At 69.7% G+C, this 23,551-nt stretch carries 23 protein-coding genes; 14 read left to right on the top strand and 9 right to left on the bottom strand.

Annotation, left to right across the window (positions count from 1 at the left end; all coding sequences use genetic code 11):
- Positions 1 to 30: 30 nt before the first annotated feature.
- Together ACO073_RS22840 and ACO073_RS22845 are read right to left on the bottom strand one after the other, a co-directional pair.
- Positions 31 to 1,005, bottom strand: a complete 975-nt coding sequence (locus tag ACO073_RS22840) for a Bug family tripartite tricarboxylate transporter substrate binding protein (RefSeq protein ID WP_422000572.1) — start codon at positions 1,003 to 1,005, stop codon at positions 31 to 33.
- Positions 1,006 to 1,022: 17 nt separating this feature from the next.
- Entirely contained in the window at positions 1,023 to 2,846 is a 1,824-nt protein-coding gene (locus ACO073_RS22845) for a CocE/NonD family hydrolase (RefSeq protein WP_422000573.1), read from the bottom strand.
- 84 nt (positions 2,847 to 2,930) lie between these two features.
- Here ACO073_RS22845 and ACO073_RS22850 point away from each other — a divergent pair, with 84 nt between their 5' ends.
- Positions 2,931 to 3,449, top strand: coding sequence for a hypothetical protein (locus ACO073_RS22850; protein ID WP_422000575.1), 519 nt, complete (start codon positions 2,931 to 2,933; stop codon positions 3,447 to 3,449).
- A gap of 56 nt (positions 3,450 to 3,505) precedes the next feature.
- Here ACO073_RS22850 and ACO073_RS22855 read toward each other — a convergent pair whose 3' ends face one another.
- Together ACO073_RS22855 and uraD are read right to left on the bottom strand one after the other, a co-directional pair.
- Entirely contained in the window at positions 3,506 to 4,942 is a 1,437-nt protein-coding gene (locus ACO073_RS22855) for an NAD-dependent succinate-semialdehyde dehydrogenase (protein ID WP_422000576.1), read from the bottom strand.
- A gap of 10 nt (positions 4,943 to 4,952) precedes the next feature.
- Positions 4,953 to 5,834: a 2-oxo-4-hydroxy-4-carboxy-5-ureidoimidazoline decarboxylase gene (gene uraD / locus ACO073_RS22860; protein WP_422000578.1), complete on the bottom strand. Its 882-nt coding sequence runs from the start codon at positions 5,832 to 5,834 to the stop codon at positions 4,953 to 4,955.
- A gap of 65 nt (positions 5,835 to 5,899) precedes the next feature.
- Between uraD and ACO073_RS22865 the strand changes: the two genes are divergently transcribed.
- The 9 genes from ACO073_RS22865 (at position 5,900) to acdA (ending at position 16,108) form a co-directional block, all read left to right on the top strand.
- Entirely contained in the window at positions 5,900 to 7,150 is a 1,251-nt protein-coding gene (locus ACO073_RS22865; RefSeq protein ID WP_422000580.1) for an ABC transporter substrate-binding protein, read from the top strand.
- Positions 7,151 to 7,240: 90 nt separating this feature from the next.
- Positions 7,241 to 8,122 (top strand): branched-chain amino acid ABC transporter permease, encoded by an 882-nt coding sequence (locus ACO073_RS22870; RefSeq protein WP_422000582.1) that lies wholly within the window; start codon positions 7,241 to 7,243, stop codon positions 8,120 to 8,122.
- Positions 8,119 to 9,129, top strand: a complete 1,011-nt coding sequence (locus ACO073_RS22875; RefSeq protein ID WP_422000584.1) for a branched-chain amino acid ABC transporter permease — start codon at positions 8,119 to 8,121, stop codon at positions 9,127 to 9,129. Before ACO073_RS22870 ends, ACO073_RS22875 begins: the two co-directional genes overlap by 4 nt.
- A complete protein-coding gene (locus tag ACO073_RS22880) occupies positions 9,126 to 9,857 on the top strand; it encodes an ABC transporter ATP-binding protein (protein WP_422000586.1) in 732 nt (243 codons plus the stop codon). The genes ACO073_RS22875 and ACO073_RS22880 overlap by 4 nt, the downstream gene beginning before the upstream one ends.
- Positions 9,854 to 10,567, top strand: a complete 714-nt coding sequence (locus ACO073_RS22885) for an ABC transporter ATP-binding protein (RefSeq protein ID WP_422000588.1) — start codon at positions 9,854 to 9,856, stop codon at positions 10,565 to 10,567. The genes ACO073_RS22880 and ACO073_RS22885 overlap by 4 nt, the downstream gene beginning before the upstream one ends.
- A gap of 190 nt (positions 10,568 to 10,757) precedes the next feature.
- Positions 10,758 to 11,846 carry a transglutaminase-like domain-containing protein gene (locus ACO073_RS22890; protein WP_422000590.1) on the top strand — a complete coding sequence of 363 codons (1,089 nt, stop codon included), beginning with the start codon at positions 10,758 to 10,760 and terminating at the stop codon, positions 11,844 to 11,846.
- A 58-nt stretch (positions 11,847 to 11,904) separates the two neighbouring features.
- Positions 11,905 to 13,407 (top strand): adenylate/guanylate cyclase domain-containing protein, encoded by a 1,503-nt coding sequence (locus ACO073_RS22895; protein WP_422000592.1) that lies wholly within the window; start codon positions 11,905 to 11,907, stop codon positions 13,405 to 13,407.
- Positions 13,404 to 14,915 carry an adenylate/guanylate cyclase domain-containing protein gene (locus ACO073_RS22900; protein ID WP_422000593.1) on the top strand — a complete coding sequence of 504 codons (1,512 nt, stop codon included), beginning with the start codon at positions 13,404 to 13,406 and terminating at the stop codon, positions 14,913 to 14,915. The genes ACO073_RS22895 and ACO073_RS22900 overlap by 4 nt, the downstream gene beginning before the upstream one ends.
- On the top strand, positions 14,915 to 16,108 hold the full coding sequence (gene acdA, locus ACO073_RS22905) for a 3-sulfinopropanoyl-CoA desulfinase (protein WP_422000595.1): 1,194 nt from the start codon (positions 14,915 to 14,917) through the stop codon (positions 16,106 to 16,108). Before ACO073_RS22900 ends, acdA begins: the two co-directional genes overlap by 1 nt.
- Positions 16,109 to 16,353: 245 nt before the next feature.
- Here the strand turns inward: acdA and ACO073_RS22910 are convergent, their stop codons facing one another.
- The 5 genes from ACO073_RS22910 to ACO073_RS22930 form a co-directional block, all read right to left on the bottom strand.
- Positions 16,354 to 16,632, bottom strand: a complete 279-nt coding sequence (locus tag ACO073_RS22910) for a hypothetical protein (RefSeq protein ID WP_422000597.1) — start codon at positions 16,630 to 16,632, stop codon at positions 16,354 to 16,356.
- A 162-nt stretch (positions 16,633 to 16,794) separates the two neighbouring features.
- Positions 16,795 to 17,532, bottom strand: coding sequence for a hypothetical protein (locus ACO073_RS22915; RefSeq protein WP_422000599.1), 738 nt, complete (start codon positions 17,530 to 17,532; stop codon positions 16,795 to 16,797).
- Entirely contained in the window at positions 17,511 to 18,170 is a 660-nt protein-coding gene (locus ACO073_RS22920) for a hypothetical protein (RefSeq protein ID WP_422000600.1), read from the bottom strand. The genes ACO073_RS22915 and ACO073_RS22920 overlap by 22 nt, the downstream gene beginning before the upstream one ends.
- Complete coding sequence (locus ACO073_RS22925; protein ID WP_422000601.1) at positions 18,170 to 18,565, bottom strand: Rrf2 family transcriptional regulator; 396 nt, start codon at positions 18,563 to 18,565, stop codon at positions 18,170 to 18,172. The genes ACO073_RS22920 and ACO073_RS22925 overlap by 1 nt, the downstream gene beginning before the upstream one ends.
- Positions 18,566 to 18,590: 25 nt before the next feature.
- Positions 18,591 to 18,911, bottom strand: coding sequence for a GNAT family N-acetyltransferase (locus ACO073_RS22930; RefSeq protein WP_422000603.1), 321 nt, complete (start codon positions 18,909 to 18,911; stop codon positions 18,591 to 18,593).
- A 178-nt stretch (positions 18,912 to 19,089) separates the two neighbouring features.
- On the opposite strand from ACO073_RS22930, the gene boxC reads away from it, so the two are divergent.
- From boxC to ACO073_RS22950, 4 genes are read left to right on the top strand one after another with little or no spacing between them, the layout of a single operon-like run.
- Entirely contained in the window at positions 19,090 to 20,754 is a 1,665-nt protein-coding gene (gene boxC / locus ACO073_RS22935; protein ID WP_422000605.1) for a 2,3-epoxybenzoyl-CoA dihydrolase, read from the top strand.
- Positions 20,755 to 20,768: 14 nt separating this feature from the next.
- Positions 20,769 to 22,187, top strand: coding sequence for a benzoyl-CoA 2,3-epoxidase subunit BoxB (boxB, locus tag ACO073_RS22940; RefSeq protein ID WP_422000606.1), 1,419 nt, complete (start codon positions 20,769 to 20,771; stop codon positions 22,185 to 22,187).
- Between the two features lie 13 nt (positions 22,188 to 22,200).
- Positions 22,201 to 22,533 (top strand): hydroxyisourate hydrolase, encoded by a 333-nt coding sequence (locus ACO073_RS22945; RefSeq protein WP_422000608.1) that lies wholly within the window; start codon positions 22,201 to 22,203, stop codon positions 22,531 to 22,533.
- A gap of 48 nt (positions 22,534 to 22,581) precedes the next feature.
- Complete coding sequence (locus ACO073_RS22950; protein ID WP_422000610.1) at positions 22,582 to 23,550, top strand: Bug family tripartite tricarboxylate transporter substrate binding protein; 969 nt, start codon at positions 22,582 to 22,584, stop codon at positions 23,548 to 23,550.
- Position 23,551 lies beyond the last annotated feature (1 nt).

The following is a 23,551-nucleotide window of genomic DNA, read 5'->3' on the forward strand; positions in this document are numbered from 1 at the left end:
ACGCAGGGTGCGGGCGACGCCCGCCCGTCCCTACTCCAGCTTGATGTCGGCGGCGCGCGCCAGCTTGACCCATCGCTCGGTGTCGGCCGCGACGAAGCGTGCGAAGTCGGCACGGTTCTCGAGCTCGACGCGGGCCCCCTGCTCTTCCCAGAGGCGCTTGACCTTGTCGTCGCGCAGGGCGCCCTGCACGGCGCCGTGCAGCCGGTCGAGGACGGTTGCGGGCGTGCGCGCCGGTGCGAACAGGCCGAACCAGATCGTGGCGCGGAAATCGAGGCCGGCCTGCTTCATGGTCGGCACCTCGGGCAGCAGCGATTCGCGCCGCCGCCCGGCAACAGCGAGCGCCTTGAGCTTGCCGGAGGTCGCGAGTCCCACTGCCGCGCTCAGCACGACGAAGGCGGCGGCGATCTGGCCCGCCAGCAAGTCCTGCAGCATCGGGCCGCCGCCGCGATACGGTACGCGCGTCACCTTGATCGACGCGCGCTGCTCGAACAGGCCGACCGCGAGGTCGGTCACGGTGCCGAGCCCGGCGGTGCCGACGTCGATCGTGCCCGGCGTCTTCTTCGCCCGCTCGACGAAGGCGCCGAGCGTGGCGACGTCGAGGCGGGCGGGATTGACCACCAGCACGTAGGGCTGCCGGGCGAGCGCGCTGATCGGCGCGAAGTCGCGCGCGAAGTCGAACCCGGCCTTGGGATAGACGATCGGCGCATAGGTCAGGCCGGTGTCGCCCAGCAGCAGCGTGTAGCCGTCGGGTGCGGCGCGGGCCGCCACGGCGGTGCCGATCGTGCCGCCGGCGCCGCTGCGATTGTCGATCGGCATCGGCTGGCCCAGCCGCTCGGCCATCAGGGCGGCGATCGGGCGGGCGAAGGTGTCGGAGCCGCCGCCCGCCGGATAGGGCACGATCCAGGTCACCGGCCGCTCGGGCCAGTCCGCCGCGCGCACGGCGCCCGGAGCGGCCGCCGCCAGCAGCCCCGCCATCGTCGCGCGTCTCGAAATCCCGTCCGTCATCGCCCTCTCGTCGCAATCTAGGCCCGCGCCACTGGCAGTTCCAGCAGGCTCGCCTGCGCGCCGCCGCTCATCACCGTCAGCGTCGGCGGCCGTCCGTGCGGCGTCTGGGCGAAATGGTCGGCGTCGGCGCCGGCGATCGAGAGCCGCAGGCGGCTGCCGGCCGCGAACCGCCAGGCCGTCGGCAGCAGGGCGAAGCGCAGGAGCTGCGGCTCGCCGGGCGGCATCGGCCTTGCGTCCTTGCGCGCGAAGCTGCGCCACGGCCAGGTCGTGCGGTAGTGCCTCGGCGCCTCGGCCTCGGCGCGATGGATGGCGCGCAGCAGCCCCTCCGTGACATAGCGCGACGTTCCGTCGGCCTCGACCTCGGCGAGATAGACGAACACCGAGGCGTCGGGCTCGCTGGAGGCGAGCCACAGCGACACGACCGCATGGCCGGCGATCTCGAGCGGAGACGTGAGCGGCTCGCCGGTGAAGGACAGGAGACGGCTCTCGCGCTCGCCCCAGTCGGCGTAGTAGGCGGTGGCGTCGATCCCGGCGATGCGCTCGTAACGCGTCTGCTCGCCGGTACCCCGCGAGAAGTCGGCCTGGAACGCGCGCGATCCCGTCGCGTCGGGCCGGTCCGTCGCGAGCCCGCCGTCGGCCGCAAGGTAGAGCGTGCTTCGTCCCGGCAACGGTGGCCAGTTCCCGGCCGCCCGCCATTCCTCGGCGTGCACCGTGAAATAGTGGATGGGTTCCTCGTCGGCGAGGCCGGTGTCGCGGCCGGCGAGATGCTGGTCGAAGAAGCGCAGCACCTCGCCCAGCACCGGCAGTTCGGGTTCGACCCGGGCCCGCCACGGCGAGGCATTGACGCGTGCGCCGTGGTCCCACGGTCCCAGCATCAGTCGCCGCTCGGCGTTGGGCAGGGTGAGGAACCGCGACAGCGTGCCGTTGGCGTACCCCGCGCCGTCCATCCAGCCGGAGATGGCATAGACGGCGACGTCCTTCGGGATCTCGTCGAGATAGTTGTAGGGGCTGAAGGAGGCACTGCTGAACGACGGGTCGTAGGGCAGCGTGTCGTCGCGAAAGCGGAACTCGCCCATGAAGTCGGGCATGTGGAAGTTGGCGAGATGGCCTTGCACCGCCTCGCGCGCCAGCGTTCCGTCGGGGTCCTCGTCGACCGGCATCGGCCCCTGCAGGGCGGGATCGGCGAAATAGCTGAACTGCGCGCGGAGATCGCGCCGGTCGTGGTCGAGCGCCACCATCAGCTCGTCGTACACAAGCGCCAGCTTCTTGATGAGCATGCCGCCGGGATAATAGTTGTCCGTCCACGTGTCCCAGACCGCGAACAGCGGCGCGATCGCCCGCACCGCCGGGTGGCCGGTGCTCGCCAGGAAATCGCAGGCCGCGCCGAGATAGGAGATGCCGGTGGCGCCGATGCGGCCGTCGCTCCACGGCTGGGCGACGATCCAGTCCGCGATGGCACGGTAGTCGGCCCGCTCGCGCGGGCTGCGGAAGGAATCGCGCGTGCCGAAGGAGGCGCCCGTGCCGCGCGCGTCGACCACGACCAGCGCGTAGCCGCGCGGCACGAACATCTCGCGGTACTTCCAGGTGTTGGGCGAGGGTTCGACATTGCTGCCGTCGGCCACCGCGAAGCGGCGGACATAGGGCGTCAGGATCAGCACGGTCGGCCAGCGCCGGGTCGCGTCGCCGTCGGGCAGGATCGCGTCGACGGCCAGCCGGCATCCGTCGGGCATCGTAACGTACACCGAGCGCGGCGGGCCCACCGCATGTTCGGCCGGCCGGCCGGCGAGATAGCGGCTGGGCGGCACCTTCCAGGCCGAACCGAGGTCGTCACGATCCGGCATTTCGTTCCTCTCGCCGCTTTTCTGTAGCCGTGTCCGAGCCGGCAGCTTATCAGCGCTTCGCTCGCCGACGAAAGGATCGAGAGGATGGCCGTGTGTCGCTGGTTCACCGCATTTCTTCTGCTGCTGGTCGGCGTCGGGCCGGCCGCCGCGCAGCAATGGGTCGAGCACAGGCCGGCGGGCGCCGGCTACCGCGTCGAGTTCCCGGCGGCGCCGACGGTCGAGGTCGAGGACGTCCCCTCGGACTACGGACCGATGAAGACGACGACCGCGGAACTCGACGTCAAGGCACTGGCGCTCATGGCCTCGGACACGGTGCTGCCGTCGGCCGCCGCCGGCGCGTCGCCCGCGTCCATTCTCGACGGCTTTCGCGACGGCATGGTCAGGGAATCGCAGTGCGACCTGCGCCGGGAGAGGCGCATGACGATCGGCGGCGCCACGGCGCGCCGGCTGGTGATGGATTGCGGTGGCGGCAAGGCCGTCGCGACGGCGATCCTCGCCATCAAGGCGGGACGGCTGTACAACATTACCGCCGTGGTCGTGCAGGGTGAGGACGGCGATGCCGATGCCCGCCGCTTCCTCGATTCCTTCGCGCTGACCCCGTAGGGCTGCGGCCCCGCGATCCCTTCCGCGCGAACGCGGAAGGGACCCCGGAAAGCCGATCACATGCCGAGCTGGCTCACGAACTTGGTGTTGAGATAGGCCTCGAGCGCCTCGAGGCCGCCCTCCGAACCGTAGCCCGAATCCTTGACGCCGCCGAACGGCACCTCGGGCAGGGCAAGGCCGTGATGGTTGATCGAGACCATGCCGCTCTCGAAGGCCGCGCCGATCGCCGCCGCGGTCTTGGTATTCTTCGTATAGGCGTAGGCCGCGAGGCCCCAGTCGAGGCGGTTGGCTTCCTTGACGACGCCCTCGAAATCCTTGAACGGCGTGATCGGCGCCAGCGGGCCGAACGGCTCCTCGTTCATGATCTTGGCGTTGAGCGGCACGTCGGTCATGACGGTCGGCTCGTAGAAGTAGCCCTTGTTGCCCTTGCGCTGGCCGCCGGTCTGGATCTTGGCGCCCTTGGCGATGGCGTCGCTCACGAACGTGTCCATCGCGTGCAGGCGGCGCTCGGCGACCAGCGGCCCCATCTTGACGTCGGCCTCGAGCCCGTTGCCGACCTTCATGTTCTTCGCATAGGCGGTGAAGCGCTCGACGAACTCAGGGTACACCTTCTCGTGCACCAGGAAGCGGGTCGGCGCGACGCAGACCTGGCCGGCGTTGCGGAACTTGTTGGCGCCCAGCACATTCACCGCCTGCTCGAGGTCGGCGTCCTCGAACACCACGGCCGGCGCGTGGCCGCCCAGCTCCATCGTGACGCGCTTCATGTGCTGGCCGGCCAGCGCGGCGAGCTGCTTGCCGACCGGCGTCGAGCCGGTGAAGGTCACCTTCTTGATGACCGGATGGGGGATCAGGTACTCGCTGATCTCCGACGGTACGCCGTAGACGAGCTGGATCACGCCCGCCGGCACGCCGGCGTCGACGAAGGCCTTGATGAGCTGGGCGCACGAGCCCGGCGTGTCCTCCGGTCCCTTGATGATGATCGAGCAGCCGGTGGCCAGCGCCGCCGAGGCCTTGCGCACCACCTGGTTGATCGGGAAGTTCCACGGCGTGAAGGCGGCCACCGGGCCCACCGGCTCCTTCATCACCAGCTGGTACACGTTCTCGGCCCGCGCCGGCACGATGCGGCCGTAGGTGCGGCGGCCTTCCTCGGCCATCCAGTCGATGATATCGGCGGCGAGGTTGGTCTCGATCTTGGCCTCGTACAGGGGCTTGCCCTGCTCGATGGTCATCATGGTGGCGATCTCGTCGAGCCGCTGGCGCATCAGGTCGGCGGCCTTGCGCATGATCTTGTAGCGCTCGTAGGCCGAGACCTTGCGCCACTGCCTGAAGCCCTTGTCGGCCGCCTCGAGCGCGCGGTCGAGATCCTCGGTCTCGGCATGGGCGAGCTGGCCGATCACCTCCTCGGTCGCCGGATTGACGATGGGGATCGTCCGACCCTTGGCGCCCTTGGTCCAGGCGCCGTCGATCATCAGGGAGACATCGCTGTAGCTCATGAATTCCTCCTTAACTGCCGCGATAGGTCGAATAGCTCCAGGGCGTGCAGAGCAGCGGGACGTGATAATGCCCCTCGGGTTCGGCAATCGAAAAGCGCAAAGGCACGATGTCGAGGAATGGCGGGTCGCCGGCGGCAATGCCCCTGCTGCGGAAGTGGTCGCCGACCGCGAAGCGCAGCTCCCAGCGGCCGATCGGCAGCGGCTGGCCGCCGATCAGCGGCCCGTCGGTCCGCCCGTCCGCGTTCGTTATAGCCGATTGAATATAATGGGCTTTTTCGCCGTCGAGCTGGAACAGTTCGATGGCGACGCCGGCCGCCGGCCGGCCGGCATGGGTGTCGAGCACATGGGTGCTGAGCCGGCCGTTGACCGCCGGCATGCCCTCGCCGGTCACCCGGGCTGCGACCCTGAGCCGCGTGATGAAGAAGATCTCGCGCATCGCCGCGGCGCGCTCGGCGGCGGCGTCGTTGGCCAGCCGGCGCTCGAACTGGGCCAGGATCGATTCCCGCGTGTGGCGGCGCACGCAGACGATGAACGGGAACTCGAACCTCGCCTTGTAGGCGTCGTTGAGGCGGTGGAAGCGGGCAAAACCCTCCTCGTCGAGGCTGTCGAGGCCGACGCTCGCCTGCTCGCGCCGCGACTCGTCGGTCAGGTCGCCCGCCCGCGCCGCCTTGCCCGCGAGGTCGGGATGGCCGCGGAGGAAGGCGAGCTGCCGCTCCGGCGCCGCCGCCTGCACCGCCGCGAACAGGGCGGCATGGAGCGCCGTCACCGTCGCGAACGGCCGTTGCGCCGCCGCCGCCTCGGCCACCCAGGGCGCGTTCTCGAACGTGTCGCCGACCGCGGCGGCGAAGTCCGCCGGCGCCATTTCGTTCAGCCGGTCGAGGGAAAAGCTCATGCCGGCCACCTAGCACGGCCCGACCGCTGTCACTATAGTCCGGCGGTTTTCCAAGGGAGGATTTCATGAATGGCCGCCGCACCTTCACCCGCCGCCGTGTCGGTCAGGCCGCGCTGGCCGGCGCGACCCTGCTGGGTGCGCCCCTGCCGCTGCGCCATGCCCTGGCCCAGGCGCCCGCCAACCTGAAGGTCGGCCTGCTGCTGCCGACCTCGGGCCTGCAGGCCCAGATCGGCCAGGCGTGCCGCCGCGGCGCCGACGTCGCCAACGAGGTGTTCGCCGACATGAAGATGCCGGTGAAGCTCGACATCGTGAACTACGACACCGAGACCAAGCCCGACGTCGCCCGCACCCAGGCCGAGAAGGCGATCGACGGCGGCTGCCAGATGCTGGTCGGCGCCTTCGATTCGGGCCAGACCATCGCCATCGCCCAGGTCGCCGAGCAGCGCGGCATCCCCTTCGTCGTCAACATCGCCGCCGCCCCGCAGATCACCGAGCAGGGCTACAAGTTCGTGGTGCGCAACTTCCCGACGGCGCCGATGCTGATCACCGGCGCGCTGGCGCTGCACAAGGAGATCTTCAAGATCTCGGGCAAGACGCCCAAGACCGCCGTGCTGATGAGCATCAACGACACGTTCGGCACCGCGATGGTGAACGGCATCAAGGCGCTGTTCCCCAAGCAGGACATGCCCTACGAGATCGTCGACTACATCACCTACGATCCGGCGGCCAAGGACCTCTCGGTCGAGGTCGGCAAGGCCAAGGCCAGCAAGGCCGAGATGCTGATGCCGGTGTGCCGCCTGAACGACGCCAAGCTCCTGATCCAGGAGATGGTGAAGCAGCGCTGGGAGCCGATGGCGGTGATGAACCCCGGCGCGCCGGGCCTGTACGAGCAGGACTTCCTGAAGACCATGGGCAAGTACAGCGACTTCCTGATCTCCAACGTGCCGTGGCTCGACCCGAAGTCGGCGATGACCCAGTCGCTCGAGAAGCGGCACCTCGCCAAGTTCCCCGGCGACCAGCTCGACCTCAACGGCGGCTTCACCTTCGAGGCGCTGCTGATCGCCGCCCAGGCCTGGCTGGCGGCCAAGTCGACCAAGGCCGATGCGCTGATGGACGCGCTGCGCAAGATCAAGATCGATCAGCACGTCATGGTCGGCGGCCCGATCCAGTTCGACGCCAAGGGCCAGAACGTCAACATCAAGGCGGCCGCGGTCGAGAACTTCAAGCGCAAGCCCACCGTGGTGGTGCCGCAGTCGGCCGCCGCCGCCGAGCTCGTCTTCCCGATGCCGGGCTGGGGCGACAAGCGCCGGACCTGAGGCACCTGTCGTCCTGAGCGCAGCGAAGGATCTCATGGCGCCCCAGGTGGCGATGGGGTCCTTCGCTGGCGCTCAGGACGACAAGAATCGATGACCCAGGACTTCCTCCTCTCCCTCGCCCAGGCGATCACCAAGGGCCTGCTGACCGGCATGGTCTACGGGCTGATGGCGCTCGGCCTGTCGGTGATCTTCGGTGTCATGCGCATCGTCAATTTCGCGCACGGCGAGATGATGGTGGTCGGCATGTACCTCGCCTGGATGGGTTTCGAGTATCTCGGCGTGACGCCGATGCTCGCCCTCCCGGTCATCGCCCTCGTGTTCTTCGCCGCCGGCTATGCCCTGCAGCGCGGGCTGATCTCGCCCTTCATCGGCCGACCCGAGCACCAGCAGTTCCTGCTCCTGCTGGCGGTCGCCATCCTGCTGGTCAACGCCTGCCTCGCCCTCGCCGGCCCCGATTCGCGCGGGGTGCAGCTCGATTCCCAGTTCGATTCCTACGAAGTCGGCCCGCTCGTGCTGGACGCGGTGCGCCTGCACGCGGCGCTGGCCGCGGTGGCGATCGCGGTCCTGCTCTGGCTGTTCTTCACCCGCACCCGGATCGGCAAGTCGATTCGCGCCGCCGCCGACAACCACATGGGCGCGCTGGTCGTCGGCCTCGACGTTCGCCGCCTCTATGCCTTCACCTTCGGCGTCGGCGCGGCCTGCGTCGGCGCCGCCGGCGCGCTCATGATCACCATCATCCCGGTGACGCCCTTCCTCTCGGTCGAGTACACGCTGCTCGCCTTCGTCATCGTGATCGTCGGCGGCCTGGGCAGCATGACGGGCGCCCTGCTGGGCGGCCTGCTGATCGGCGTCAGCGAGGCGGTGGCGGGCCTGCTGCTGCAGCCCTCGCTGAAGAGCATGTTCAGCTTCGGCCTGCTGATCCTGGTGCTGCTGCTGCGGCCGCAGGGCCTGCTCGGCAAGCCCGCCCGATGAGCCCGCGCCGCGGTCTCCTGCGCCGCCTGGTCGGCGATGCCCCGCCGCGCGCGCTGTGGGGCCTCGGCCTCGTGCTGGCGCTGCTGCTGGTGGCGCCGGCCATCCTCGGCAAGTACTGGCTCTCCGTCCTGATCCTGGTCCTCTATTTCGCCTATGTCGGCCAGGCCTGGAACATCCTGATGGGCTTCGCCGGCCAGCTCTCGCTGGGCCACGCCCTCTATGCCGGGCTGGGCGGCTACATCGCCGCCGGCCTCTACGTCCATTACGGGCTCGGCCCCTGGGCGGGCCTGTTCGCCGGCGCCGCGGTCGCGGCCGCGGCCGGCGCCATCGTCGGCTATCTCGGCTTCCGCTTCTCGCTCGCCGGCGTCTACTTCGCGCTGCTCACCATCGCCTTCAGCGAGTTCACCCGCGTGGCCTTCGACCACTGGCCGTGGATCGGCGGCTCCGGCGGCCTGTTCCTCAAGGTCGAGACCGAGACCGACATCCTCGACCTGCGCGGCGGTCCGCTGCTTTTCTACTACGTCATCCTGGCGCTGGCGGCCGGCGCCTTCGTGCTGTGCCGCTTCCTCCTGGAAAGCCGGCTCGGCCGTTACTGGCTCGCCATCCGCGAGGACGCCGAGGCGGCGCAGGCGGCCGGCGTGCCGGTCCTGCGCTGCAAGATGATCGCCATCGTGATCTCGGCCGCGCTCACGGCGCTGGCCGGCGTGTGGAACGCCTTCTACTACAACAACCTCTTCCCCGAGACGGCCTTCGCCATGGGCCGCTCGATCGAGTTCACCCTGGCGCCGATCATCGGCGGGCTGGGCACGCTGTTCGGCCCGGTGGTCGGCGCCCTGGTGCTGACCGGGCTCGGCGAGGCCTTCACCGATATCGGCCAGCTCCTGCGCTTTCCCGGCGCCAAGCAGATCTTCTACGGCCTCGCGCTGCTGCTGATCGTGATGTACCGCCCGGCCGGGATCTGGCCCTGGCTGGCCGAGCGGCTGGGCTTCACGGAGCGCCGGCGATGAGCGGCGCCCGTCTCGAGCTCGACGCCCTCACCAAGCACTTCCGCGGCCTGCGGGCGGTGCACGATGTGAGCTTCGCCGTGCCGGCCGGCGCCATCCACGCGCTGATCGGCCCGAACGGTGCCGGCAAGACCACCATCTTCAACATGATCGCCGGCGTCTTCGCCCCCGATTCTGGCCAGGTGCGGCTCGACGGAAAGCGGATCTCCGGGCTGCGGCCCGACCGCATCTGCGATGCCGGCGTCGGCCGCACGTTCCAGCTCGTGAAGCCCTTCAAGGGGCTGAGCGTGCTGGAGAACGTCACCGTGGGCGCCCTGCACCGCCGGCCCGACCTCGCGGAGGCGCGCGAGGCCGCCGACCAGGTCCTGGCGGGCCTCGGCCTGCACGACCGCCGCCACCAGCTCGCCGAGAGCCTCACCCTGCCCGACCGCAAGCGCCTCGAGGTCGCCCGCGCGCTGGCGACCGAGCCCAAGGTGCTGCTGCTCGACGAGGTGATGGCCGGGCTGCGGCCGACCGAGGTCGACGTCATGGTCGCCTTCCTGCGCACGCTGAACGAGCGCACCGGCCTCACCATCCTGCTGATCGAGCACGTCATGCGCGCCGTCATGGCGCTGGCCGCCGAGGTCGTGGTCGTGAGCTACGGCGAGAAGATCGCCGAGGGCACGCCGCAGCAGATCGTGCGCCATCCGGCCGTGCTCGACGTCTATCTCGGCGAGCAGGAAGCGTCATGAGCGCCCTGCTCGAGGTCGCCGGCATCGACCTGTTCTACGGCGACGCCCAGGCGCTGGCCGGCGTGTCGCTCGACATCGCCGCCGGCGAGATCGTCGCCATGGTCGGCGCCAACGGCGCCGGCAAGAGCTCGCTGATCCGCACCATCCACGGCATCGAGCGGCCGGCCCGCGGCACCATCCGCTTCGACGGCGCCGACATCGCCGGCTGGCCCTCGCACCGCGTCTGCGAACTCGGCATCGGCCATGTCGCGGAAGGCCGGCAGGTCTTCCCCAACCTGTCGGTGCTGGAAAATCTCGAGATGGGCGCCGCGCCGCGGCGGGCCCGCGCGCTGGAGCGGCAGACGCTGGAGCGCGTCTTCGCCCTGTTCCCGCGCCTCGCCGAGCGCCGCCGCCAGGCCGCCGGCACGCTGTCGGGCGGCGAGCAGCAGATGCTGGCGATCGGCCGCTGCCTGATGGGCCAGCCGCGGCTGATCATGTTCGACGAGCCGTCGCTCGGCCTCGCGCCGGCGATCGTCCAGGAGGTGTTCCGCATCGTGCGACGCCTCAACGAGGAGGGCATGACCGTGCTGCTGGTCGAGCAGAACGTCACCGCCTCGCTCCGGATCGCGCATCGCGGCTACGTGCTGGAGAACGGCCGCATCGAGCTGAGCGGCGGTAGCGCCGAGCTGCTGAACGACGACCGCGTGCGCCAGGCCTATCTCGGCCTGTAGGGCCGCCCTGCCCGCAGCCTGCGAAACCGCGGGCGCACGCGAGTTGACGGCCGCGGCGGCCCCCTGCAAATCTCGCCCCTCCGGTACAGACCGCTGTCGCGTGCGATGCGGATCGGTCCGGGATGGCACGGACGATCCCGTCGGCGGGATGCCCACCCTCCCCGGCAACAGCCATGAGGAGGAAGCCAAGATGAATCGCCGCAACATCCTGAAAGCCGCCGCCGCCGCGGGCGCCCTCGGCTTCGCGCCGCGGATCGCATCGGCCAACGCGGTCTATGCGCCCGCGCCCAAGGGCTGGCGGACCTACGTACTGACCCTGCGGGTCGAGCCCAAGGGCGACGCGAGGAAGGCCTGGATCCCCCTGCCGACCTTCGCCGCCGCCGACTGGCAGCGGCCGGGCGACGTGAGCTGGACCGGCAACGCCAAGGTGGCCGAGCGCGTGCGCGATCCGAAGTACGGCGCGGAGATGCTGCGCGTCGAATGGGCCGCCGACCAGCAGTCCCCCGTCATCGAGGTGGTCGCCCGCGTGCAGTCGCAGGACCGCGCCGTGGTGCCGGGCCAGGGCAACGCGCCGCCGCTCAGCGCCGCCGAGCGCGCCCTGAACCTCGCCGCCACCGACCTGCTGCCGACCGACGGGCTGGTGCGCGACACCGCGCAGGAGATCGTCAAGGGCAAGACGGGCGACCTCGCCAAGGCCCGCGCGATCTACGACTGGGTGGTCGAGAACACCTTCCGCAACCCGAAGACCCTGGGCTGCGGCGTCGGCGACATCACGACGATGATCAAGACCGGCAACCTGAACGGCAAGTGTGCCGACCTCAATGCGCTCTATGTCGGCCTGGCGCGCGCCGCCGGCCTGCCGGCGCGCGACGTCTACGGCATCCGCGTCGTGCCCTCGCAGTTCGGCTACAAGGCGCTGGGCGCGGGCTCGCAGAACGTCAGCAAGGCGCAGCATTGCCGCGCCGAGGTGTGGCTGTCCGGCAGCGGCTGGACGCCGGTCGACCCGGCGGACGTGCGCAAGGTCATCCTGGAGGAGCCGCCGGGCAACCTCGCCATGGCCGATCCCAAGGTGGCGGCGGCGCGGCGCGCCCTGTTCGGCGCCTGGGAGGGCAACTGGGTGGCCTTCAACACCGCCCACGACGTGAAGCTGCCGGGCTCGCGCGAGGACGCCATCCCGTTCCTCATGTACCCGCAGGCCGAAGGCAAGGGCGGGTTCCGCGATTCCCTCGACCCCGACAAGTTCACCTACCGCATCACCGCACAGGAAGTGAACGCCTGACCGACGTCCGGGCCGGGGGCGGTTCCGCCCGCCCGCGATCCGCTCTATATCCGGCGGCATGACCGCCGTGACCGACGCGGCGGCGCACGAGGACTCCGGTCCCGTCGTGCGCCGCTACTACCTGGCGATGGCCGTGCCGTTCGCGATCGACGCGGTCTCGCTCGCGTCCTACGCGGCCATCTACCGGGCGCCGCAGATCCTGCCGCCCATGCTGGCGCTCTCGGCCGCGTTCCTGCTGGTCGGCATCGGGGTGGCGAGCTTCTTCCTGATCCGTCCGATCCGGCGCTTCCTGGCGGGCGAGGTCGCGTTCGCCGAGATCGAGCAGGCCCTGACCCTGCTGCCGCTTCGGTCGTGCGCGGCCGTGGCGCTCTGCTATGCGCCGATGATGGCGCTGCGCCTGCTCTCGCGCCGGCTCGACATCCAGTTCGGCGCAATGGTCGAGATGCCGACCTGGTTCGACGCGGTGTCGACCTTCATCGTGGTCACCTCCTTCACGGTGCTGGTCGCCTTCTTCGTCGTCAGCGCCTACCTCGACCTCCTGTGCGAGCACATCTTCGCCACGCGCGGCGTCAACCTGCACGTCTTCCACGGGCGCTTCCGGCGCAAGATCGCCGTCGCGCTGATCTTCGTCGCCTTCTCCGGAATCCTGCTGCTCAGCGCCGACATCGCGAGCTATCATGGCGAGCGCCTGGTGCGCGAGGCGACGATGGACGTGGTCGCCTCGGTGTCGGGAACGATCTTCATCATCTTCTGGCTCAACCATGCGCTCAACCGGCCGATCGAGCGGCTCGACCACGGGCTGCGCCAGGTCGCCGAGGGCGACTACGGCGTGCGCCTGCCGGTCACGTCGGACGACGAGATGGGCCATGCCGCCGGGCGCTTCAACGAGATGGTCGAGGGGCTGGGCGAGCGCGAGTACCTGCGCGACACGTTCGGCAAATACGTCGACAAGTCGATCGCCGCGCAGATCCTCGACGACCGCCGCGGCATGGGGCGGGTCACCGACATCACGGCCGAGGCGACGCTGATGTTCACCGACATCGAGGGCTTCACCGGCCTCTCGGAGCGGCTGCCGCCGTCCCGGGTCGGCGAGTTGCTCAACGCCTATCTCGCCGCCGTCGTGCCGGTCATCCAGCGCCATGGCGGGGTCGTGAACAGCTTCATCGGCGACGGCCTGTTCGCCTCGTTCAACCTGCCGCTGCCCTGCGAGCACCACGCGGCGGCGGCGATCGCGGCGGCCCTCGAGCTGCAGCGCGTCCTCGCCGTTCACCCCGTCGACGGAGTCGCCAGCCTGCGCACCCGCATCGGCATCAACACCGGCACGGTGATCGGCCTCACGGTCGGCGCCGACAACCGGCTGAGCTACACGCTGCTGGGCGACGCAGTGAACATCGCCTCGCGGGTCGAGCAGCTCAACAAGCGCTTCGGCAGCCGGATCCTCGCCACCGAGAGCACGGTACTGGCAGCCGGCGCGACCGCCGCCTGCGAGCGGCTGGGCGAGACCGACATACGCGGCCATCTGGGCGAGGTGGTCGTCTACAGCGTCGGCCTGGCGGCATGACGGCGCCGGATGCCGCCGCGGCGATCCGCGCCCTGCGGCGGCGCTACCTGCTGGGGGCGACATCGGTCACCGTCATCGACCTCGCCTCCTCGCTGATCTTCGTGGCCCTGACGGGTGCCTGGCCCTATGCGCCGCGCTCGATCGCCGGCAGCCTGCTGCTGCTGGGCGGGGCCAACTTCCTGCTGAGCCTCTACCTCTTCGCGCCGATCGACCGGTTCCTGCACGGCAAGTCGAGCTTCGATGCCATCCAGCGCCGCCTGACCCAGCTGCCGCTGCTGACCGCCCGCACCGTCGGTCTGCTGACGCTGGTCCTCACCCTGGCCCGCCTCGGCGCGGCGATGGTCTTCGACGATGCCGCCCTGGCCGATGTGCCGCGGCCGACCATCGCCGACTTCATCTCGCTCTGCGTGATCGTGCCGGTCTTCTACTTCACCTACACGTACTTCGTGATCAGCGACTACCTGACCGACCTCTGCTCCTTCATCTTCCGCACCACCGGCCACAATCTCGGCCTGTTCTTCGGCCGCTATCGCACCAAGCTGATCGTCGCCCTGGTGGTGATCTCGATCGCGCCCCTGGCGGCGGTCATCGTCGACCTCTTCTCCTACACCGATCCCGACCGGCTGCGCTTCGAGATCAGCAACGACGTCGGCGTGGCGCTGATGGGCGTGATCATCGCCTCGTTCTTCATCACCCGCTCGCTGCTGCGGCCGATCCGCAACCTTTCGGGCGCCATGGTGAAGGTGACCGAGGGCGACCTCTCGCAGCGGGTGCCGGTGACCTCCAACGACGAGGTCGGCGCCCTGACCGCGCAGTTCAACACCATGGTCGAGGGCCTGCGCGAGCGCGAGCGCATCCGCGAGACCTTCGGCCGCTACGTCGACGAGAGCGTCGCCACCACCATCCTGCGTCGCGAGGGCGACGGCGTGCTGGCCGGCGAGACGCGCGAGGCGACCATCCTGTTCACCGACATCGAGCGCTTCACCACCATCGCCGAGCACCTGTCGCCCGACGAGCTGGTGGCCGCCCTCAACGACTATCTCGAAACCGTGCTGGCGCCGATCCAGCGTCACGGCGGCGTGGTCAACACCTTCATCGGCGACGGTCTGTTCGCCTCCTTCAACATGCCGCTGGCCTGCGAGGACCATGCCTGCGCCGCGGTGAGCGCGGCGATCGACATCCAGCGCGCGGTCGGCGGCCGGACGTTCGGCGACTTCGGCGTCGCCTTCGCCACCCGCATCGGCATCTGCACCGGCCGCGTCGTCGGCGGATCGGTCGGCGCCGGCAAGCGCGTGTCCTTCACCCTGCTGGGCGACACGGTCAATCTCGCGTCGCGGCTGGAGCAGTTGAACAAGGAATACGGCACGCGCATTCTCGTCTCCGACAGCACGCGCCAGGCCTGCGGCGAGCGGTTCGTCTTCAGCCCGCTCGGCAGCGTGGTCGTGCGCGGCCGCCTCGAAGCGGACGCCGTCTACAGCATCGACCCCAACGGCCAGGAAACGCCATGATGAACGCCTCCCGACTGTCCCCCGACCAGGTCAAGCTGCAGGCGCGCGTCCGCGAGCTGGCCGCGGGCCCCGTCGCGACGCGCGCCGCCGAGGTCGACCGCACCGAGCAGTATCCCTGGGACAATGTCGAGCTCCTGAAGGATGCGAAGCTCCTCGGCATGACGATCCCGCAGCAGTATGGCGGACAGGGCAAGACCTGGCTCGACGCCGTGCTGGTCATCGAGGCGCTGTCGGCCGCCTGCTCGGTCACCGGCCGCATCGCCGTCGAGACCAACATGGGCGCCATCAGTGCGGTGATGGCCTACGGCTCGGACGAGCAGAAGAAGCTCGCCGCCGACATGGTGCTGGCCGGCGACAAGCCCGCGATCTGCATCACCGAGCCCGAGGCGGGCTCCGACGCCAACGGCATGACGACGCGCGCCGACAAGAAGGGCAACCGCTATGTCGTGAACGGGCGCAAGCACTGGATCACCGGCGGCGGCGTCTCGCGCCTGCACTTGATCTTCGCCAAGGTCTACGACGAAAAGGGCGAGGAGGAAGGGATCGGCGGCTTCCTCGCCATCCGCGACGAGACCCCGGGGCTCAGGATCACCAAGCGCGAACCCACCATGGGCCTGCGCGGCATCCCCGAGGCGGTGATCGACTTCGAGGAGATGGAGCTGCCGCCGTCGGCGCTGGTGATCCCGCCGCGCGGCCTGAAGAAGGGCTTCGCCGACCTGATGAACGCCTACAACAGCCAGCGCGTCGGCGCCGCCACGGTGGCGCTGGGCATCGCCGAGGGCGCCTATCAGCTCGCCCTCGACTGGTCGGAGGAGCGCCACCAGTTCGGCCGGCCGATCAACGAGTTCCAGGGCCTGCAGTGGAAGCTGGCCGACATGTCGATCAAGCTGCGCGCCGCCCAGGCGCTGGTCTACGACGCCGCGCGTTCGGGCGAAGGCGGCTTCCCCGACATGCTGCTGGCCGCCCAGGCCAAGGTCTTCACGTCGGAGAACGCGATCCAGGTCGTGAACGACGCCCTGCAGTTCTTCGGCGCCCGCGGCTACTCGCGCGAACTGCCGCTCGAGCGCATGGCCCGCGACGTCCGCATGTTCACCATCGGCGGCGGCACCGCCGAGGTCCTGCGCAACGTCGTCGCCGGCGCTCTCCTCAAGAAGAAGCTGCCGCAGACACGCGACGGCTGGGCCAAGGCCTGATCCGCCGGCAACCTCTTCTTCCGGACCTTGAGATCCGCCCTCTAAGCCCAAAGGTCCCTCGCTCCGCTCGGGATGACATAGCCGATTACCTGTCGTCCTGAGCGCAGCGAAGGACCTCATCGCCGCTTGCCAACGGCATGAGATCCTTCGCTGCGCTCAGGATGACAGAGGTGCGTGGACTCGAAGCCGACACGCCTGCCCTCCTGTCACCCCGGGCGCAGCCAGGGGCCTTTGGGCCGGCTCCCCTACTGCAGGCGGACGCGCACGCACTCGGCGGCGAGGATGCCGTTGGCCTCGGCGGCGTCGGCCGAGATCTTGCCGCTCGCCACCATGCTGCGGACCTGTGAGCGTGCCCTCTCGCGCAAGGTCTTGATCGTCGGGTTGGCCGCGACGACGGCGGCATAGATCGACTTGCCGGCCGGCGAGAGGTTGGACGCACAGGCATCGCCCGACTTCACGTCGGCCCACGCGGCGGCCGCCAGGCCCAGCGTCGCCGCCACGATCACGGCCGTCATTCGCACCATGGCACTCTCCTCGGCTGGCTCGCCGGCGCCTGCGCCCCGGCGGCGAACATTGTCAGCGCACGCCCCAGCCATACCACAGAATTCCCGGCGGTCGTGACCCGCCCGGCATCGGCCGTCGCGCCCGGTCGTCGCAGCGCGCCGGCCTGGATCGGCCCGGACCGATCACCGCTCCCCGATCGTCTCGCGCCAGCTGGCGCCGTCCAGGGTGAGGCGCAGGACTCTCCGCTGGTTGCCCTGCTCGACGGCCCGCGGGCAGTCGGCAACGAGCACGGTCGGTGCAGTCCAGCTCAGCCGGCAGTCACCCAGGCCGCACGGGATCTTGGTCGCGATCTCCGTGCGCAGCCCGTCGCCGGCCGGCGACATGATGGCGAGGTCGTCCTTGCCGTTCAGCAGATCGCAGGCGCTCCAGGCGAAGCGCTTCTTGTCGGGCGACCAGACGGGCAGTCCGGGGATCGTGTGGACGCGGCCGGTGCGGCGGCTGACCAGCGCGTAGGCGAAGTCCTCGTAGTAGTTGGCGCGCACGATATGGAACCAGCCAGCTTCGTCGTAGCGCTCGTAGAGGAACGCGTACATCGTGTCGTCGAACGGGCAGTCCGACAGCGTCACGACATTGCCGCCCTGCCAGGCGATGAACAGCCGCTCGTGCCAGCGCCAGACGTCGCGGTTGTTGGCGTAGCGCTTCGCCTCCTCCGCCCAGGCCTCGTCGTTGGCTTTCAGCGTGCTGCTGGCCCAGTCGCGCCAAGCCTCGACCTCGTTCCAGTTCCGGGGCGCGCAGAGCGGAAGCGGCGTCTCGCCGCGCTCGTCGGCCTGCACCTCGCCGGCGGCAATGGCCAGCGACAGGAGCAGCATCACCAGCCGCACGATCGCACCCCTGCCGTTCAGCGGCCGAACCTGTTCCATTCACCGTCCTTGTTGCGGATGACCACGTACTCCGCGCCCTTCCGGCCGCCGTCGCGGGGCACGCAGGTGACGGCGATCCAGGTATCGCGGTCCCAGCGCGCCGAGCAGCTCTCGGTATCACAGGGCAGCGGGAACGTCGCCTCGGTCTCGAGCGTGTCGCCGGCCGGGGCCCGGATGTGCAGCGCGGCGCGCGGCGGCTGGAGCGAGCAGGCGACGGTCAGGAAGCGCGATTTCTCCGAGGCCCAGACCGGCGAGCCGTGGACGGTCACCCGCTCGCCCGTCGGCATCATCACCAGCGTGTAGGAGAAGTCGTCGGGCGACTGGGTGCGCACGACGTAGAAGCGGCCGGGCCGGTCGTAGCGCTCGAACAGGTACCAGCGCGCGTCCCGCCCGTAGGGACAGTCGGCCAGCTCGATCGATCGGCCGCCATCCAGCTTGAGCCGCAGCCGGCCGTCCTGCCGCGCCGCCAGCCCCTCGGCCCGCTTCAGCCGCAGCGCCTCGTCTGCGCGATCCTCCTCGTTGTAGCGGGCATAGCCGGCATCGACCGACCGGCCCGCGGCCGCACAGTCGCGCGCCCCAACGTCGGTCGCCCCGACCAGGACCGCCAGCATGCCGAGGACGATCACAGCGCCGCGCATCACTGCCTCGGCTTCAGCATGGTCTCCAGGCTGATCGACCGCAAGGTCGCCTCGGCGATCTCGTCGATCTCGTCGAGGACGCGCTGCAGCGAGCGGCCGATGTCGGTGTCGTCGCCGGGCTCGCGGCCACGGCGGCCCGGCGCCGGCTCGAACAGCGCGACGATGTCCATCAGCGTGACACGCCGGCGGTTGCCGATGAAGCGGTAGCCGCCGGCGGCACCGCGGCCGCCGCGCACCAGCCCGGCCGAGGCCAGCGCCCGCAGCACCTTGGCGAGATGATGAGGCGAGACGCCGAACCGCTCGGCGAGGTCGGACGCCGACAGGGTGCGCGCGGGATCGCGCGCCAGCTCGAGCACGGCATAGAGGCCAAGCCGCGTGCCGGTCTGCAGCTTCACGGTCCCGCCCCCGCGCTCGCGCCGGTCACGGCAGCTCCTTGTCGAGCTGCAGCGAGGGGCCCGCGACCATGCCCTGGGCGCGGAAGAAGGACAGGATCAGGTGGTCCCGGCGGTCGACCAGGGTCCGCACGCGGCGCACGCCGGCCGCGCGGAAGCGCTCGGCCAGCGCCTCGAACAGCGCGGTGCCGACGCCCTTCAGCCGTCGTCGCGGATCGATCTGGATGGCGAACACCCAGCCCGCCGCCGGCTGGCCGAACTCGAAGGCGCGGATCTCGCCCACGATGAAGCCGGCCAGGCCGCCGCCGTCGGTCTCGGCGACGAGGAAATGCCGGTCGGGCGTCAGCATGGACCCCCAATAGTCCGGCTTGTCGATCCCGGTCAGCCGCCGGTCGAGGGCGGAAACGGCTGTGAGATCAGTGACTTGGGCGGGGCGGATCGCGACCATGGCAGGGTGGACAGAATGAACTTGCGCGGGCGAAAGTAAATACGTATTTCAGTACCGAATTACCCAAATAGGAAACGCCATGGCCGAAGCCGCGCCCATCGACTTCAGGACCTCGCCCGACCGCTATCGCCACTGGAAGCTCAGCCTCGAGAACGGCGTCGCCTATCTGACGATGGACGTGAACGAGGATGGCGGTCTCCGGCCCGGCTACAAGCTCAAGCTCAATTCGTACGATCTCGGCGTCGACATCGAGTTGGCCGATGCCGTGCAGCGCCTGCGCTTCGAGCATCCCGAGGTGGGCGCCGTGGTCATCCGCTCGCAGCGCGACCGCATCTTCTGCTCGGGCGCCAACATCAACATGCTCGGTCTCTCGACCCACGACCACAAGGTCAACTTCTGCAAGTTCACCAACGAGACGCGGCTCGCCATCGAGGATGCCAGCGCCCATTCCGGCCAGACCTACATCTGCTCGATCAACGGCATCGCCGCCGGCGGCGGCTACGAGCTGGCGCTGGCCTGCGAGCAGATCCTGCTGGCCGACGACGGATCGAGTGCGGTGTCGCTGCCCGAGCTGCCGTTGCTCGCCGTGCTGCCCGGCACCGGCGGCCTGACGCGGCTGGTCGACAAGCGCCTGGTGCGTCGCGACCATGCCGACTTCTTCTGCACCACGGCCGAGGGCCTCCGTGGCAAGCGGGCGCGCGACTGGCGGCTGGTCGACACGCTGATCCCGCCCAGCAAGCTCGCCGACGAGACGAAGAAGATCGCCGAAGGCATTGCCGGCAAGTCCAGCCGCCCGAAGGACGCAAAGGGCATCGCGCTGCCCGACGTCGAGCGCACGGTCGAGGGCGACACGATCCGCTACGCCCATCTCACCGTCGAGATCGACCGCGAGCAGCGCGCCGCGCGCCTGCGCGTCATGGGTCCGGCCGCCGCGCCGCCGGCCGACGCCGACGCCATCCATGCCCAGGGCGCCGCCTTCTGGCCGCTGGCGCTGGCGCGCGAGCTCGACGACGCCATGATGCATCTGCGCCTGAACGAGACCGAGATCGGCACCTGGGTCCTGCTGAGCCAGGGCGATGGTGATCTGGTCGAGGCCTACGACGCGCTGCTGGCCAGGGAGGCCTCGAACTGGCTGGTGCACGAGATCGTGCTCTACTGGAAGCGCACCCTGAAGCGCCTGGACGTCAGCTCGCGAAGCCTGATCGCCCTGGTCGAGCCCGGCTCCTGCTTCGCCGGCACGCTGCTCGAGATCGCGCTGGCGGCCGACCGCTCCTACATGCTCGACGGCGTGTTCGAGGGGTCGAACGTCGAGCCCGCCACCGTGCGGCTGACGGCGATGAACTTCGGCCCCTACCCGATGGGCAACGGCCTGACCCGCCTCGCCACGCGCTTCCTCGCCGAGCCCGCGCATGTCGAGAAGCTCGAGGAAGAGGTCGGCGAGGTCTTCGACGCCGAGACGGCCGACGAGCTCGGCCTGGTCACCTTCACGCCCGACGACATCGACTGGGAGGACGAGGTGCGGCTCGCCATCGAGGAGCGCGCCGGCTTCTCGCCCGACGGGCTGATCGGCATGGAAGCGAACCTGCGATTCGCCGGCCCGGAAACCATGGAGACCAAGATCTTCGCCCGCCTCTCGGCCTGGCAGAACTGGATCTTCCAGCGGCCCAACGCCACCGGACCGGAGGGCGCGCTGAAACTCTACGGCACCGGCAAGCAATCCAAGTACGACCGCAAGCGGGCATAGGTGAGGAGGCAGACATGGCCATCGACTACACCCAGCGCATCCCCAACAACGTCGACCTCGCCAGCGACCGGCGCCTGCAGCGCGCGCTGGAGAACTGGCAGCCGCGCTTCCTCCACTGGTGGAAGGACATGGGGCCGGACGGCACCCTGAACTACGACGTCTACCTGCGCACGGCGATCTCGGCCGAGGCCAACGGCTGGGCCAACTTCGGCTACGTGAAGATGCCGGACTATCGCTGGGGCATCTTCCTCGCCGGACAGGATCCCAACCGGGTGATTGCCTACGGCGACAACAAGGGCAAGCCGGTGTGGCAGGAGGTGCCGGGCGAGCTGCGCTCGACGCTGCGCCGCCTGATCGTGACCCAGGGCGACACCGAGCCCGCCTCGGTCGAGCAGCAGCGCCTGCTCGGCAAGACCGCGCCCTCGCTCTACGACCTGCGCAACGTCTTCCAGATCAACTGCGAGGAAGGCCGGCACCTGTGGGCCATGGTCTACCTGCTGCACGCCTATTTCGGCCGCGACGGCCGCGAGGAGGCGGAGATGCTGCTGGAGCGGCATTCCGGCGATCCCGACAAGCCGCGCATCCTCGGCGCCTTCAACGAGAAGACGCCGGACTGGCTGTCGTTCTTCATGTTCACCTACTTCACCGACCGCGACGGCAAGTATCAGCTCGCCTCGCTGGCCGAATCCGGCTTCGATCCGCTGGCGCGCTCCTGCCGCTTCATGCTGATCGAGGAGGCGCACCACATGTTCGTGGGCGAGACCGGCGTGCAGCGCATCGTCCAGCGCACCTGCGACCTGATGAAGGAGCACAAGACCGACGACGTGCGCAGCCTGGGCGCGATCGACCTGCCGACCATCCAGAAGTACCTCAACTTCCACTTCTCGGTGTCGCTCGACCTGTTCGGCCAGGAAGCGTCGACCAACGCGGCCAACTACTACACGATGGGCGTCAAGGGCCGTTACCTCGAGACGCGCATCGAGGACGACCACGTGCTGACCGACACCAGCTTCGACATCGACACCGCCGAGGGCGGGCGCATCGTGCGCAGGGCCGTGCCGGCGCTGTCGGCGCTCAACGAGCGCCTGCGCAACGACTATGTCGAGGACTGCGCCAAGGGCCTGCTGCGCTGGAACCGCGTGATCCAGCAGGCCGGCATCGACTTCGAGCTGCGCCTGCCGCACCGCGCCTTCAACCGCCGCATCGGCGCCTTCGCCGAGCTGCGCGTCTCGCCCGAGGGCAAGGTCCTGAGCGAGGCCGAGTGGAAGGCGAACGAGCACAAGTGGCTGCCGACCGACGAGGACCGCGCCTACGTGACCTCGCTGATGGGCCCCGCCGTGACCGAGCCCGCCAAGTTCGCCAATTGGATCGCGCCTCCGCTGCGCGGCATCAACAACCAGCCGGCCGACTTCGAGTACGTGCGGTTCAACTAGGCCGCCTCGACCCGTGCCGGGCATCTCGATCCACGCCTATGACGTCTCGCGCGGCCTTCCGGCCGCCGGACTCCGGATCGAGGTCCGCGGCCCCGACGGAACGCTGCTGGTCGACGGCGGGACCGCAGCGCCGGGCACGCTCGACGCGCCGACACCCGTCGTAGGCATCTACGAAGCCGTCTTCCATATCGGGGACTGGTATCGCGCGCAGGGGGTCGTCGTCCCTTCGCCGGCCTTCCTCGAGACGGTGCCCTATCGCTTCGGGGTCGCCGACCTGGCGCAGCACTATCACCTGCCGCTCAAGATGACGCCCTGGGGCTTCTCACTTTTCCGTGGCGGCGCCTGAAGGGCACGATCGTTGCTTCCCCGGCGGCGGATACCGCTCGAGGAAACGATGATCGCACGCAGGCACTTGCTGGGAATGACTGCCGGCCTGGCACTCGCCGGCACCGCTTCGGCGCAGGCTCCATGGCCCGCCCGGCCCGTCAAGCTCGTCGTCACCTTCCCGCCCGGCGGCGCCTCGGACGCTGCCGCGCGCGTCGTCGCGGGGCCATTGGCGGAGAAGCTTGGCCAGACCGTCGTCGTCGACAACAAGCCCGGCGGCGGCACGACCATCGGCGCCAACGCGGTGCTGGCGGCCAAGGACGACTACCATACGCTGATGCTGTCGAACTCCGCGCCGATCTCGATTGCGCCCTACCTGTTCGACAAGCCGCCCTACGATCCGGTCAAGGACTTCGTGCACGTCGTCTATATAGGGTCGGTGCCCAATGCCTTCGTGGTCCGGCCCGCCGTGCCCGCCAAGACGATGCCGGAGCTGGTCGCCTGGATCAAAGGCCAGGGCAAGCCGGTGCCGTTCGGCTCGGGCGGCCAGGGCTCGATCGGCCACATCATCGGCGAGATGTTCAAGGCCGAGCTCGCGCTCAACATGGAGCATATCGGCTATCGCGGCGCAGCCCCCATGTTCCAGGACATGATGGCGGGCCAGCTCGACTTCGCGGTCGTCACGCTCACCGAGGTTCTGCCGCTCGCCCGCGACGGCAAGCTGCGCATGATCGCGCTGACCTCGACCCAGAAGGCGCCGTCGGCGCCCGACGTTCCGCTCGTCACCGAGCTCGGCCATCCGAAGCTGGTCGCCGAGAACTTCGTCGGCATCTCCGCCCCCGCGGGCATGCCGCCAGCGGCGCAGGACAGGCTGCACAAGGCGGCGGCCGCGGTCCTCGCCGATCCCAAAATCGTCGAGCGGCTGGGCGAGCTCGGCTTCGTGACCAAGCCCATGTCCCCGGCCGAATTCGGGGTCTTCGTTGCCGACCAGGTCCAGGCCTTCCAGGCGCCGGTGAAGGCCTCGGGCGCCAAGCTGTGAC

Source organism: Reyranella sp., assembly GCF_965229815.1.
In the GTDB taxonomy this organism is placed as follows: domain Bacteria; phylum Pseudomonadota; class Alphaproteobacteria; order Reyranellales; family Reyranellaceae; genus Reyranella.

Excerpts from the sequence above, each read along its gene's own strand:
- ACO073_RS22840 (WP_422000572.1), bottom strand. The coding sequence starts at position 1,005 with ATGACGGACGGGATTTCGAGACGCGCGACGATGGCGGGGCTGCTGGCG.
- ACO073_RS22845 (WP_422000573.1), bottom strand. The coding sequence starts at position 2,846 with ATGCCGGATCGTGACGACCTCGGTTCGGCCTGGAAGGTGCCGCCCAGC.
- ACO073_RS22850 (WP_422000575.1), top strand. The coding sequence starts at position 2,931 with ATGGCCGTGTGTCGCTGGTTCACCGCATTTCTTCTGCTGCTGGTCGGC.
- ACO073_RS22855 (WP_422000576.1), bottom strand. The coding sequence starts at position 4,942 with ATGAGCTACAGCGATGTCTCCCTGATGATCGACGGCGCCTGGACCAAG.
- uraD (WP_422000578.1), bottom strand. The coding sequence starts at position 5,834 with ATGAGCTTTTCCCTCGACCGGCTGAACGAAATGGCGCCGGCGGACTTC.
- ACO073_RS22865 (WP_422000580.1), top strand. The coding sequence starts at position 5,900 with ATGAATGGCCGCCGCACCTTCACCCGCCGCCGTGTCGGTCAGGCCGCG.
- ACO073_RS22870 (WP_422000582.1), top strand. The coding sequence starts at position 7,241 with ATGACCCAGGACTTCCTCCTCTCCCTCGCCCAGGCGATCACCAAGGGC.
- ACO073_RS22875 (WP_422000584.1), top strand. The coding sequence starts at position 8,119 with ATGAGCCCGCGCCGCGGTCTCCTGCGCCGCCTGGTCGGCGATGCCCCG.
- ACO073_RS22880 (WP_422000586.1), top strand. The coding sequence starts at position 9,126 with ATGAGCGGCGCCCGTCTCGAGCTCGACGCCCTCACCAAGCACTTCCGC.
- ACO073_RS22885 (WP_422000588.1), top strand. The coding sequence starts at position 9,854 with ATGAGCGCCCTGCTCGAGGTCGCCGGCATCGACCTGTTCTACGGCGAC.
- ACO073_RS22890 (WP_422000590.1), top strand. The coding sequence starts at position 10,758 with ATGAATCGCCGCAACATCCTGAAAGCCGCCGCCGCCGCGGGCGCCCTC.
- ACO073_RS22895 (WP_422000592.1), top strand. The coding sequence starts at position 11,905 with ATGACCGCCGTGACCGACGCGGCGGCGCACGAGGACTCCGGTCCCGTC.
- ACO073_RS22900 (WP_422000593.1), top strand. The coding sequence starts at position 13,404 with ATGACGGCGCCGGATGCCGCCGCGGCGATCCGCGCCCTGCGGCGGCGC.
- acdA (WP_422000595.1), top strand. The coding sequence starts at position 14,915 with ATGAACGCCTCCCGACTGTCCCCCGACCAGGTCAAGCTGCAGGCGCGC.
- ACO073_RS22910 (WP_422000597.1), bottom strand. The coding sequence starts at position 16,632 with ATGGTGCGAATGACGGCCGTGATCGTGGCGGCGACGCTGGGCCTGGCG.
- ACO073_RS22915 (WP_422000599.1), bottom strand. The coding sequence starts at position 17,532 with ATGGAACAGGTTCGGCCGCTGAACGGCAGGGGTGCGATCGTGCGGCTG.
- ACO073_RS22920 (WP_422000600.1), bottom strand. The coding sequence starts at position 18,170 with ATGCGCGGCGCTGTGATCGTCCTCGGCATGCTGGCGGTCCTGGTCGGG.
- ACO073_RS22930 (WP_422000603.1), bottom strand. The coding sequence starts at position 18,911 with ATGCTGACGCCCGACCGGCATTTCCTCGTCGCCGAGACCGACGGCGGC.
- boxC (WP_422000605.1), top strand. The coding sequence starts at position 19,090 with ATGGCCGAAGCCGCGCCCATCGACTTCAGGACCTCGCCCGACCGCTAT.
- boxB (WP_422000606.1), top strand. The coding sequence starts at position 20,769 with ATGGCCATCGACTACACCCAGCGCATCCCCAACAACGTCGACCTCGCC.
- ACO073_RS22950 (WP_422000610.1), top strand. The coding sequence starts at position 22,582 with ATGATCGCACGCAGGCACTTGCTGGGAATGACTGCCGGCCTGGCACTC.